Below are 12561 nucleotides of genomic sequence, written 5' to 3' on the forward strand. Positions count from 1 at the left end.
TCGTCCTACTTGCGGACGGGAGCCGCAGCTTGAGGGGCCGCAGCCGGTTGGTCCAGGCGTTCGCGGTCGAAAGCGAACTGGGTGATCTTCGCGTTCAGCGCCGTCGTCATGGCCGGGCTGATATCCATGGCCGGATTGGCGATGACCAGGGCGTCGCGTTGCAGCAGCACGCTGCACTGACGTTGCTGGTAAACCTGACGGATGATCGGGTCCAGTTCCTGACCGACGCGGCCAAGCGCCTTTTGCTGGGTCGCCTGCATCTCGCGGTCACGCAGCTGGGCCTTACGCTGATAAGCGTTGGCGCGGACCTGGAGGTCGGCGGCGGCCTTCTCGAAGGCGCCCTGGTCCATCGTGGCCTTGCGGCCGTCGAGGGCCTTGGCGTCATTCTGGATGGAGGTTTCCTCGGCCTTCAGCTCGGCGCCGACCTGGGTGGCGATCTGCTGCAGGCGGGTCTGGACGTACTTGCCCACGGTCGAGGAGCCGATGACGCCCTCGATCGACATGACGCAGACGCCCGGAATGGCCGGCCCGTGGTTGATGGCTGGCGCCGCGGCCTGGGCGAAGGCGTGCGAGCTCGCGGTGAGCGAAAGCGCGGCGACACAGGTCGCCGCGACAAGGTTTTTGATCGTCATGGGGGTCAGAACTTCGTTGAAGTGGAGAAACGGAAGGTTTCGGTCTTGTCGTAGGCTTCTTTGGCCAAAACTTGGCTGAAGTCGAAGCGGATGGGACCCATCGGAGACTTCCAGAACACCGACAGACCGGCCGTGGCGCGCAGGGACAGATCGTCAAAGATAAGGGGGTCGGGCTGACCCACGACGCAGCCTGGATCGCCAATGCTCGGACTCGCCGCCCGGCTGACCAGGCAAAGCTTGTCCTTGTCATCCAGCAGCCCGACGGTGCCAAAGTCGGTGAACAGAGCGGCCTTGATGCCGTACTGCTCGGGCACGAAGGTCGGAATGGTCAACTCCACCGAGCCGATGGCGTAGGCGCGCCCACCGAGGGCGTCGCTGCGACTGTTGTTGGTGTCGCGCGGACCGATGCCGGCGGTCTCGAAGCCGCGGAAGCTGTTGCCGCCCTTATAGGAACGATCGTTGACCCGGATGGTGTCGCCGCTCCAGCCGGCGATGTAGCCGCCCTGGCCGGTGACGCTGAGGATGAAGTTCTTGTTGAACCCATGATACCAACCGGCGCTGACGTCGGTCTTGATGTAGTTCACATCGCCGCCCAGACCGGCCAGGTCCTGGCTGAGGTCGGCGGAGAAGCCACGGGTCGGGTTGATCGGATTGTTGCGCCGATCCAGGTGCAGGCCATAGCCCACCAGGGAGGTGACGAAGGAGCCCCGCTGGGCGCAGAGCGACAGCGAGACGATCGGCGAGGCCGGATCGCAGTAGGAGTCGTCGATCTTCACCTCGTCGCTGCGGATCACGTAGCGGGTGGTCATCGACGAGTTGAGGGTGAGCGGGAAGCCGGCCCGCAGGTTCATGCCCAGCGTGCTGGTCTGGTAGGCCGAGTAGTCGGTCAGGTCGTAGCGGTAGGAATAGATATCCACCCCGGCCCGCAGGTTGCGGCCCAGGAAGCGCGGCTCGGTGAAGGAGAAGTCGAGCTGCTGGCGCAGGGAGCCCACGGAGATGCGGGCCCGGACGTCCTGGCCGCGGCCGCGGAAGTTGCGCTGGGTGACGCCCAGGTCGAGCACGAGCTGGTCGACGGAGGAGTAGCCGGCGCTGAAGGATAGCTCGCCGGTGGGCTGCTCCTCGACCTTGACCTGCAGGTTGGTGCGGTCCGGGGCCGAGCCGGGGATTTCCGTGATGTCGACTTCCTTGAAGAAGCCGAGCGCGCGGATGTTGTTCTTCGACCGGTCCACAAGGGCGCGGTTGTAGGCGTCGCCCTCCACCAGGTTCAGTTCACGGCGGATGACATAGTCCAGGGTCTGGCTGTTGCCGACGATGTCGATGCGGTCGACATAGACGCGCGGGCCTTCCCGGACCTGGAAGACCACGTCGACGGTCTTGGTCTCCTTGTTGGCCACGTAGCGCGGTCGCACATCCACCGAGGCGAAGCCCGCGGCGCCGGCCGCGAAGGTCAGGGAGTCGGTGGCGTTCTCGATCACCTGGTCCTGGTAGAGCTCGCCCGAGCGGATCGGGACCAGCTGCAGCAGCAGATCCTTGTCCAGTTTCTGCAGCTCGGTCTCCACCGAGATCTTGCCGAACTTGTACTCGGGGCCCTCGTCCAGGGTGTAGGTGATGACGAAGCCGTTCTTGTCCGTGGACAGTTCGGCCACCGCCGAGATCACCCGGAAATCGTAGAAGCCGCGGTTGCGGTAGTGCTTGCGCAGCTGCTCCTTGTCGTACTCCAGGCGGTCGGGGTCGTAGTTGGCGTTGGACGAGAAGAACTTGTACCAGCTGGTCTGCTCGGTCACGACGACGTCGCGCAGGTCGTTGTCGGAGAATTCCTTGTTGCCCAGGAAGTTGACGCGCAGCACCCCGCTCTTGGGGCCCTCGTCGATCTCGAAGATCAGGTCCACGCGCTTCTGCGGCAGTTCCACGATCTTCGGCGTCACGGTCGCCGAGATGCGGCCGGAGCGTCGATAGAGCTCGACGATGCGCTGCACGTCGGCCTGGACCTTGGCGCGGGTGAAGATGCCTCGCGGACGCACGGTGACCTCGTCGCGCAGCTTCTCCTCCTTCAGGCCCGAATTGCCCTCGAACACCACCTTGTTGATGATCGGGTTTTCCACGACCGTGATGGTCAGGTCACCGTTCATCAGGTTGATCTTCACGTCCGAGAACAGATCGGTGCGGAACAGGGCTTTCAGCGCCAGGTCGAGCTTGGCCGGGTCGGCGGTCTCCCCGGGCTGGATCGGCAGGTAGGAGAGCACGGTCGACTGCTCGATCCGCTCATTGCCCTCGACAATGATCCTCTGCACCACGCCCCCCTGTTCGGAGGCCTGGGCGAACGCGAGGCTCGGCAGGGTAAGCGCGGTCGAGCCCAAAAGCAGGGCGAGACCGGAGGCGAGCGCGGCGCTACGGGCGCGGGTTCTTTGCATCGTTTCTGCCGTCAACGGAAAAGGGGGGTCAGGAAAGCAGACCGCCAAGGATTTTGAACACACGCAGTTGCTGCAGATCGTTCCAGGTCGCGAACAACATCAATCCCAGCAACAGCGCAAGGCCCACGCGATAGCCCACGGCCTGAACCTTGGCCGCGAGAGGCCTGCGGGCCACAGCCTCGTAGGCGTAGAACAGCAGGTGTCCCCCGTCCAGCACGGGCACCGGCAGCAGGTTCATGAAGCCGATCCCCACGGAGAGTACGGCGGCCAGTCCCAGCAGGGCGACGCCGGAACCGAGAATCTGGGAAGCCAGGCCCTTGGCGCCCTCGGCGCCGGCCTCGGCCACCTGGCCCGAGGCCTGGGCGATGCGCAGGGGGCCGCCGAGCTGGTCGGCGGTCTCCTGACCGCGCACCAGGCGGCCCAGATAGTAGACGGTGGTGTCGAGCACATTCCAGGTGCGCTTCACCCCGCCCACCAGGGCCTCAATGGGGCCGTAGCGTTTCACCTGGCGGTCGCCGGGCTTTTCAGAGCTGGCCAGCCCCAGGACGCCCAGGCGCTGTTCGCCGCCGAGGCGCTGATTGACGATCTTGCGCTCCGGCGTGGCGGTCAGCAGCACCTTCTGTTCGCCACGCTGGACCGTGAACCGGGTAGGGACATCGGCGCGTAAGGCCACGATCTGCTGCAGCTCGAAGAAGCTGTCGATGGTCTTGCCGTTGGCCTCCACCACCAGGTCGCCGGCGCGGAACCCGCCGCGCTCGGCGGCGCTGCCCGGGGACACCGCATCCACCCGGGCGGGCAGGACGGTCTCGCCGACGGTCATCAGCAGTAGGGCGAAGAGGACGATGGCCAAGCCGAAATTGGCGAAGGGCCCGGCGGCGGCGATCACCGCGCGCTGCCAGATCGGCTTGAAATGGTAGTAGCGCGCCAGGCCCCCCTGCCCTTCCCGGGCCACGATGGACTGGCGCAGGGTCTCCAGGTCGTCCTGGTCGGGGACGCTGGCGACGTTCTCGTCGCCGGCGAAGCGCACATAGCCGCCCAGCGGCGCCCAGCCGATCCGCCATTCGACGCCGGACTTGTCGGTCCAGGCGGCGATGGAGCGGCCAAAGCCGATGGAGAAGCGGTCGACGGCCACGCCGAAGCTCTTGGCCGCCCAGAAGTGACCCAGCTCGTGGATGGTGACCACCAGGGTCAGCACCAGCACGAAGGACAGGATGTAGGTCACGGCCGTGTGGAGGAATTGAAGCATGGCGCAGGCTACTCCTTACAGCGTGACCGGCTCGAGCCGGTCCACGACCTCGCCGGCGACGCGGCGCGCCATGGTGTCTGTCGCCTTCGCCGTTTCCAGGACATCGCCGGTGGGTTCCCCCGCGAGGCCCTTGGCCTCAACACGATCCAGTGTGTCGGCTACGATTGCGGCAATATCGAGAAAGCCTATCCGACGGTCAAGAAAAGCGGCCACGGCGACCTCGTTGGCGGCGTTCATCACCGCCGGGGCCGCGCCGCCGGCCGCCAGGGCGTCCTTGGCCAGCCGCAGGGCGGGGAATCGCTCGTAGTCGGGCGCCTCGAAGGTGAGCTGGCCGATCTGGGCCAGATCCAGCTTGGGGGCCGGCCAGGGCAGACGGTCGGGCCAGGCGAGCGCGCAGGCGATGGGAGTGCGCATGTCCGGCGCCCCGAGCTGGGCCAGGGTGGAGCCGTCGACATATTCCACCATGGAGTGGACGATGGACTGGGGGTGGACGATCACGTCGACCCGTTCGGGCGGCATGGCGAACAGATAGGCCGCCTCCACCATCTCCAGCCCCTTGTTCATCATGGTGGCGGAGTCGATGGAGATCTTGATCCCCATGTCCCACCTGGGGTGATTGACCGCCTGCTCGACGCTGGCCAGGCGCATCTGGTCCCGCGTCCAGCCCCGGAAGGGCCCGCCCGAGGCGGTGAGCACAAGGCGCGAGACGTGCTGGGCCACCATGGGGTCGAAGACCTGGAAGATGGCCGAGTGTTCGGAATCCACCGGGATGACCACGCCGCCGGCCAGCTTGGCGATACGCAGCAGCTGGGGCCCGGAACAGACCAGGCTCTCCTTGTTGGCGAGCGCCACGATAGCGCCGGACCGGGCCGCCGCCAGGGTCGGGCCAAGGCCCGCGAAGCCGACGATGGCCGACATCACCCACTGGGCGTCCATCTCCGCGGCCTCGACCACGGCCTGGGCGCCGGCGGCCGTGGCGATCCCGGTCCCGGCGAGACGATCGCGCAGCTCGGCAAGGCGGCTCTCATCCTCGATCACCGCGAGCTTCGGACGCCAGCGGCGCGCCTGCTCGGCCAGGACCTGGACGTTGCGGCCCGCCGCCAGGGCCACCATCTCGACCTCCGCCCCGGACTTCTCCAGCAGGTCGAGGGTCGAGACCCCTACCGACCCGGTGCAGCCCAGGACGCTGATACGGCGCGGCAGGGTCAATGTCCCCACCCCAGGTGATTGACCAGCCGGGCGATGGCGATGACCACCACGGCGAACAGCAGGCCGTCCACGCGGTCCAGCAGGCCGCCGTGGCCCGGGATCAGGTCGCCGGAATCCTTCACGCCGAACCGTCGCTTCAGCGCCGATTCCCAGAGGTCGCCGGCCATGGTGGCCAGGCCGCCCAGCAGGCCCACCAGGGCGCCGGCGGCCATGTTCAGCTCGAAGGCCGGAATCACGGTCATCGAGGCGCCGACAGCCATGGCGAACACCAGCCCGCCGACGAAGCCGGACCAGGTCTTGTTGGGCGAGAACCGGGGCCAGAGCTTGGGGCCCTTCAGGGCGCTGCCGACGGCGAAGGCGGCGATATCGGCGGTCCAGGTGATGGCGAACAGCATCAGGGTCCACCACTGGCCCTGTGGCATGGCCCGCAGCCAGACCAGGCAGATGCAGGCGATGCCGATATAGAAGACCCCGAAGGCGGCGTCGGTGGGCCGCTCGGCCACGCCACGCGCCACAAGCGCAGAAGCCACTCCGCCCAGCAGCAGGCCGGCCCAGGCCAGCCACATGTGGTCGCGATGGGCCAGGAAGACACCGGCCAGGATCGCCACGGTCACGGCCGTGGAGACGCGGACCGGGGCGTAGGGGGCGCTCATGCCGCCCCACTCGATGGACAGCAGGGCGACGGCGACGGCGATCAGGACCAGGAACGGCCACCCCCCGACCGCCAGGCCCGTGTCGAACCAGACCGCCGCCAGGGCGGTGGGCACCAGGACGGTGGCCGACGCCACCCGAACGCCCAGATTGGACCAGTTGAAACGCTTAGCCGGCGGCAAGGACATCGTCCGCGACGGCGCCGTACCTGCGCTCGCGCCGGTGGAACTCATCGATCGCCGACTGCAGGTGGTCGGGGGTGAAGTCGGGCCAGAGCACGTCGGGGAAGACGAACTCCGAATAGGCCGACTCCCACAGGAGGAAGTTGGACAGGCGTTGTTCGCCGCTGGTGCGGACCACCAGGTCGGGGGCCGGCAGGCCGCCGGTGGAGAGCCTCTGCTCGAAGGCCTCCTCGGTCACCGCGGCGGCGTCGATCTTGCCGGCCAGGGCGTCGGCCACCAGGGCCCGGGCGGCGTCGACGATGTCGGCCCGGCCGCCATAGTTGAAGGCCACCTGCAGGAAGAATCGGTCGTTGTGGGCGGTGCGGGTCTCGGCGCGCTCGACGATCTCGGCGACGTCCGGGGGCAGGCCCTCGCGGCGCCCCAGGATGCGGATCTTCACGCCCTCCCGGGTCAGCTTTTCGAGGTCGCTGTTCACATAGTGCTTCAGCAGCCGCATCACCTCGGCCACCTCGCCGGCCGGGCGACGCCAGTTCTCGGTGGAGAAGGCGTAGAGGGTGAGCCAGCGGACGCCAAGGTCCGGTGCGGCCTCCACCACCTTGCGAATCGCCTCCACGCCCTTGGGGTGGCCCAGCTTGCGCGGCAGGCCGCGGCGCTTGGCCCAGCGGCCATTGCCGTCCATGACGATGGCCACGTGCAGCGGCGCGTCCTTGTCGGGCGGCTCTGGGGGAGCGGAGGCCATGAGGTTTTCCGTTTCGTCCTTGGCGGCAGTCTGGACGACTAAACCTGCATGATCTCTTGCTCTTTGATTTTCAAGGCTTCGTCCACGCGCTTGATGGCTTCATCGGTCATCTTCTGGACCTCGGTCTCCATGCGCTTCTGCTCGTCCTGATTGATCGCGCCATCCTTCTCGGCCTTTTTCAGGTCGTCGTTGGCGTCGCGGCGAACGTTGCGCACGGCGATCTTCTGGTGCTCGGCGTACTTTCCGGCCACCTTGGCCAGGTCCTTGCGGCGTTCCTCGGTGAGCGGCGGGATCGGGATGCGGAGGTTCTGGCCCTCGACCACGGGGTTCAGGCCCAGGCCCGAGGCGCGGATGGACTTTTCCACCGCCGCCACCATGGCCTTGTCCCAGACGCTGACCGTGATGGAGCGGGGTTCGGGAACGCTGACGGCGCCGACCTGGTTGAGCGGCATGGTCGAGCCGTAGGCCTCCACCATCACCTGGTCCAACAGGCTGGCCGAGGCGCGGCCCGTCCGCAGGCTGGCGAATTCGTCCTTCAAGGCGGCGACCGCCTTGTCCATGCGGTCCCGGTATCGCGAAAGCACCGGCTTTTCTGCGGCGGCCATGAGCGCTTCTCCCTAGGTCTAAGTGGTGTCAGGCGATGGTGGTGAAGACGCCTTGGCCTTTCAGCACCTTCATGAAATTGCCCCGTTCGCGGATGGAGAACACCACGATCGGCACGTTGTTGTCGCGCATCAGGGCGATGGCCGAGGCGTCCATGACCCTCAGGTCCTGGGCCAGGACATCGTGATAGCTGAGAGTCTCGTAGCGCTTGGCGCTCGGATCCTTCTTCGGATCGGCGGTGTAGACCCCATCGACGCTGGTGCCCTTGAAGAGGGCGTCGCAGCCCATCTCGGCGGCGCGCAGGGCCGCGGGCGTGTCGGTGGTGAAGAAGGGCGCGCCGAGGCCGGCGGCGAAGATCACCACCCTGCCCTTCTCCAGGTGCCGCAGGGCGCGCCGGCGGATATAGGGCTCGCAGACCGCCTCCATGGGGATGGCCGACTGCACCCGGGTATAGACGCCGGCCTTTTCCAGGGCGCCCTGGAGAGCCAACGCGTTCATCACCGTGGCCAGCATGCCCATATAGTCGGCGTTGGCCCGGTCCATGCCCTTTCCGGCCAGGGAGACGCCGCGGAAGATGTTGCCGCCGCCCACCACCAGGCAGAGCTCGACGCCGGCGTCGACCACTTCCTTGATGTCCTCGGCCACCGCCTCGATGGTCTTGGTGTCGATGCCGAACATGGCGTCGCCCATCAGGACCTCGCCCGACATCTTCAAGAGGATCTTCTTGTAGCGCGGCTTGGCGTCGGACATGGGGCGCTCTCGAGAATCTAGGCGGGTACTACATAAACCAAGGGCGTGGTGCGCGTCGAACGCACCACGCCCTTGGGCCGTCTTTTTTGGTGGAGGCTGTTAGGCCTGGCCGGTCATCGACGCCACTTCGGCGGCGAAATCGTCGACCTTCTTCTCCACGCCTTCACCCAGGGCGAAGCGCACGAAGCCCTTCACCGTCACCGGGGCGCCGAGTTGCTTGCCGGTCTCGGCCAGCAGGCCCTCGATGGTCTGGTCCGGGTTCATGACGAAGGGTTGCTTCAGCAGCACCACTTCTTCCTGCCACTTGCGGATCCGGCCCTCGATCATCTTCTCGACGACGCCGATCGGCTTGCCCGATTCCAGCGCCTGGTCGGTGAGGAACTTCTTTTCCTTCTCGACGGCGGCGGGATCGAGGTCGGCCTCGGTGAGCGCCAGCGGCGGGGTCGGGGTGCCCGCCACGTGCAGGGCGATCTTGCGGCCCACATCCTTCAGCACCGCCTGGTCGCCAGCGCCTTCCAGCGCGACGAGCACGCCGAGGCGGCCGACGCCATCGCCCTGCGCATTGTGCAGGTAGAGGGCCACGGCGCCTTGCGACACGCTCAGACGGGCCGAGCGGCGCAGGCGCATGTTCTCGCCGATGGTCGCGATCAGGTTGGTGATCACGTCGCTGACGACTTCGCCCTTGGCGGTCTTGGCCGCGGAGATGGCGTCCACGTCGCCGTCGATGGTCAGGGCCACCATGGCGCAGTCGCGCGCGGCGTCCTGGAACTTGTCGTTCTTGGACACGAAGTCGGTCTCGGCGTTCAGCTCGATCAGGACGCCGGTCTTGCCGTCGTCGCTGAGCTTGCCGGCCACCAGGCCTTCGGCCGCGGCGCGGTCGGACTTCTTGGCGGCCTTGGACAGGCCCTTGGTGCGCAGCCAGTCAATGGAGGCTTCGACGTCGCCGCCGTTTTCCTGCAAGGCCTTCTTGCAGTCCATCATGCCCGCGCCGGATTTCTCGCGCAGGTCCTTGACCAGCGCAGCGGTGATTTCCGCCATGGTGAGCTCCTTCAGATCAAGTGGGTCGGCGAGGCCCTCTTAGGACCTCGCCGTGTCGTAGTCGTGTCGGCGACGCCGGAGGGCGTCCTGCGGCCTTACTCTTGGGTCGCGGTCGGTTCAGCCGCCGGGGCTTCCGCCGCGGTGGTCTCCGGCTCGGCCGGGGCCGGTTCGGCCGCGACGGGCGCCGGGGCGGCGACCGGGGCGGCGGCCGGGGCGGCCATCTCGGCTTCGGTCACGACCGGTTCCGGGGTCAGCTCACGGGCCAGCGTCGGCTCGATCGGGGCGATGGAGGCGCCCAGGTCGACACCGGCGGCCGATTGGCCGGCGGCCAGACCGTCGAGGATCGAGTCGGCCATCAGGTCGCAATAGAGCTGGATGGCGCGCGCGGCGTCATCGTTGCCCGGGATCGGATAGGTGATGCCGTCCGGGTCGCAGTTGGTGTCGAGGATGGCGATGACCGGGATGTTCAGCTTGCGGGCTTCCAGGATCGCGATCGCTTCCTTGTTGGTGTCGATCACGAACATGATGTCGGGAATGCCGCCCATGTCCTTGATGCCGCCCAGGGACAGCTCGAGCTTGTCGCGTTCGCGCGTCAGCTTCAGCAGTTCCTTCTTGGCGCGGCCTTGGGCGCCGCCCTCCAGCAGGCCTTCCAGCTCGCGCAGGCGGGCGATGGAGCCCGAGACGGTGCGCCAGTTGGTGAGCGTGCCGCCCAGCCAGCGGTGGTTCACATAGTACTGGGCGCTGCGCTTGGCGGCGGTGGCGACCGGATCGGAGGCCTGACGCTTGGTGCCGACGAACAGCACGCGACCGCCGCCGGCGGCGATTTCGCGCACCTTCACCAGGGCCTGGTGCAGGAGGGGGATCGACTGCGACAGGTCGATGATGTGGATGTTGGAGCGGCTACCGAAGATGTAGCGGTCCATCTTCGGATTCCAGCGGTGGGTCTGGTGGCCGAAGTGGGCGCCAGCTTCCAGGAGCTGACGCATGGAGAAGTCGGGAAGCGCCATATGTATGGTCCTCTTTTTCCGGTTAGCCTCCGCAGACAAACCCTCCTGATGGAGGACCGGAATGGAAACCGGCGGGATGTCTCCCCGCCAACCGCCAAACGCCTGCGTGTGGAATGGGCGCGGATGTAGGGCGTAACGCCTGAAAAGGCAATAGCCAGCGGCGGTTGGGCCGCGTCCTACTGGTGGACAGCCTCCAGCCTATAGCCGTCCAGGTCGGTGACGAAGGCGGCGTAATAGGTGGCGCCGTAGTGCGGACGCGGGCCGGGCGCGCCGCGATCCTCCGCGCCAAGCGCGATGGCGGCGACGTGGAAGGCGTCCACGGCGGCGCGATCGGGGGCGTCGAAGGCCAGGTGGAAGCCGGGGCCGGGCGGGACGATGGGGCCGTCCTTCAGGAACAGGGCCAGCCGGTCCCCGCCCCCGGGTGAGCCGAAGCCCGCGCCCCTCGCATTGGACCAGACGCGGACGCAGCCCAGGGGCGCCAGGATCGCGTCATAGAAGGCCGCGGCCCGCGTCAGATCGGCGACGCCGAAGGAGAGGTGGCCAAGCACGGCCTAGAGATCCTCGACGAAGACCACGCCCGGGGAGGTCTTGAGCGCGCCGCGGACGGCGTTGTCGAGGGTGAAGCGGCCGGGCAGCTTGAGCTCCACCTCGCGGCCGCCCTCGATGGCCGCCACCAAGATCACCTCGCCGCCGCGGGCGTTGACCGAGCCTTCGAGGCGCTTCTTGAGGGCCTCGATCTCGGCGCTGCGGGGGGCGAGGTGGACGCGCAGGCCGGCCACGGCGTTCTCGATGGCCCGGTCGATGGGCTCGCAGTCGTCGCCGAAGAAGCGGACCTCGCCGTCCCGGGCCTTGGCGCGGATGCGCAGGCCCACGCACTTGCCGGGCTCCAGCAGTTCGCGGGCCTTGCGCAGGGATTCCGGCGGGAACAGCACCTCGAACTCGCCGGTGGGGTCGGAGAAGGTGACGAAGGCGAACTTCTCGCCGCTGGAGGCCGAGGCCCGCTCCTGCTTGCGGCGCACCACGCCGGCCATGCGGAAGGCCTCGGCGCCGGCGATGGCCTTGGGCAGGACGTCGGCCAGCAGGTCGACGCGCTTGCGGCGCAGGGCCGCCACCATGTCGTCCATGGGGTGGCCCGACAGGTAGAAGCCGACGGCGGCCAGCTCCTCGTCCAGGCGCTGGGTCGAGGACCAGACCTCGGCCTTGGGCAGGCGGGGCCGCTGGGCCTCCACCTGGTCGCCGCCGAACAGCGAGCCTTGCGAGGAGGCGCGCTCGGCGGCCACCGACTGGCCGTAGCCCACCAGGACGTCGGCGGCGGCGAAGATCTGGGCCCGGTTGGCGTGGATGGAATCGAAGGCGCCGGCCCGGGCCAGGGTCTCGAAGGACCGCTTGTTGACCTGCTTGGGATCGACCCGCTCGACGAAGTCGAAGATGTCCCGGAAGGGCCCGCCCTCGGCGCGGACGGCGACCACGTGCTCCATGGCCTGCAAACCGACATTGCGGATGCCGCCGAGCGCATAGACCACCTCGCCGGCCTCGACGTCGAAGTCGGCGGCGGAGCGGTTGACGTCGGGGGCGCGGACCTTGATCCCGAACTTCTTGGCGTCCTGGTAGAAGACCGCCAGCTTGTCGGTGTTGGAGATGTCGAGGCTCATCGAGGCGGCGAAGAACTCGGCCGGCGCATTGGCTTTCAACCAGCCGGTTTGATAGGAAATCAGCGCATAGGCGGCCGCGTGGCTCTTGTTGAAGCCGTAGCCCGCGAACTTGTCCACCAGGTCGAAGATGCCGCCCGACTGCTCGGCCGAGACGCCCTTTTCCGCCGCGCCGGAGATGAAGCGCGCCCGCTGCTGCTCCATCTCCTCCTTCTTCTTCTTGCCCATGGCCCGGCGCAGCAGGTCGGCTTCGCCCAGCGAATAGCCCGCCAGGATCTGGGCGATCTGCATCACCTGTTCCTGATAGACGATGACGCCGTAGGTCTCCTTCAGCACCACTTCGAGAGAAGGATGAAGGTAATCAACGGGTTTGCGGCCGAACTTGCAGTCGATGAACAACGGGATGTTGTCCATGGGCCCGGGGCGGTACAGCGCGCCGACGGC

12 protein-coding genes are annotated in these 12561 nt (G+C 67.5%); all 12 read right to left on the reverse strand.

Going from position 1 to position 12561, the window contains the following annotated elements; translation table 11 throughout:
- Window positions 1-5 precede the first annotated feature (5 nt).
- Window positions 6-632, reverse strand: a complete 627-nt coding sequence (locus Q7T09_RS11950) for an OmpH family outer membrane protein (RefSeq protein ID WP_304699914.1) — start codon at window positions 630-632, stop codon at window positions 6-8.
- A gap of 5 nt (window positions 633-637) precedes the next feature.
- Window positions 638-3043 carry an outer membrane protein assembly factor BamA gene (gene bamA / locus Q7T09_RS11955; protein ID WP_304699915.1) on the reverse strand — a complete coding sequence of 802 codons (2406 nt, stop codon included), beginning with the start codon at window positions 3041-3043 and terminating at the stop codon, window positions 638-640.
- Between the two features lie 28 nt (window positions 3044-3071).
- Window positions 3072-4289 carry an RIP metalloprotease gene (locus Q7T09_RS11960; protein ID WP_304699916.1) on the reverse strand — a complete coding sequence of 406 codons (1218 nt, stop codon included), beginning with the start codon at window positions 4287-4289 and terminating at the stop codon, window positions 3072-3074.
- A gap of 15 nt (window positions 4290-4304) precedes the next feature.
- The gene (gene dxr / locus Q7T09_RS11965; protein WP_304699917.1) at window positions 4305-5507 is read right to left on the reverse strand and encodes a 1-deoxy-D-xylulose-5-phosphate reductoisomerase; all 1203 of its coding nucleotides are present in this window, start codon (window positions 5505-5507) and stop codon (window positions 4305-4307) included.
- Window positions 5495-6337, reverse strand: coding sequence for a phosphatidate cytidylyltransferase (locus tag Q7T09_RS11970; RefSeq protein WP_304699918.1), 843 nt, complete (start codon window positions 6335-6337; stop codon window positions 5495-5497). The genes dxr and Q7T09_RS11970 overlap by 13 nt, the downstream gene beginning before the upstream one ends.
- Entirely contained in the window at window positions 6318-7070 is a 753-nt protein-coding gene (locus Q7T09_RS11975) for an isoprenyl transferase (RefSeq protein WP_304699919.1), read from the reverse strand. The genes Q7T09_RS11970 and Q7T09_RS11975 overlap by 20 nt, the downstream gene beginning before the upstream one ends.
- A 38-nt stretch (window positions 7071-7108) precedes the next feature.
- Window positions 7109-7675, reverse strand: coding sequence for a ribosome recycling factor (gene frr / locus Q7T09_RS11980; protein ID WP_304699920.1), 567 nt, complete (start codon window positions 7673-7675; stop codon window positions 7109-7111).
- A gap of 28 nt (window positions 7676-7703) precedes the next feature.
- Window positions 7704-8423, reverse strand: coding sequence for a UMP kinase (gene pyrH, locus Q7T09_RS11985; protein WP_304699921.1), 720 nt, complete (start codon window positions 8421-8423; stop codon window positions 7704-7706).
- 99 nt (window positions 8424-8522) lie between these two features.
- On the reverse strand, window positions 8523-9461 hold the full coding sequence (gene tsf, locus Q7T09_RS11990) for a translation elongation factor Ts (RefSeq protein WP_304699922.1): 939 nt from the start codon (window positions 9459-9461) through the stop codon (window positions 8523-8525).
- A 95-nt stretch (window positions 9462-9556) separates the two neighbouring features.
- Window positions 9557-10468 carry a 30S ribosomal protein S2 gene (gene rpsB / locus Q7T09_RS11995; protein ID WP_304699924.1) on the reverse strand — a complete coding sequence of 304 codons (912 nt, stop codon included), beginning with the start codon at window positions 10466-10468 and terminating at the stop codon, window positions 9557-9559.
- Window positions 10469-10644: 176 nt separating this feature from the next.
- The gene (locus tag Q7T09_RS12000; RefSeq protein WP_304699925.1) at window positions 10645-11016 is read right to left on the reverse strand and encodes a VOC family protein; all 372 of its coding nucleotides are present in this window, start codon (window positions 11014-11016) and stop codon (window positions 10645-10647) included.
- A gap of 3 nt (window positions 11017-11019) precedes the next feature.
- A partial coding sequence (gene dnaE / locus Q7T09_RS12005) for a DNA polymerase III subunit alpha (RefSeq protein WP_304699926.1) occupies window positions 11020-12561 on the reverse strand: 1542 nt, incomplete at its 5' end.

Source organism: Phenylobacterium sp., from assembly GCF_030645195.1.
Lineage (GTDB): Bacteria > Pseudomonadota > Alphaproteobacteria > Caulobacterales > Caulobacteraceae > Phenylobacterium.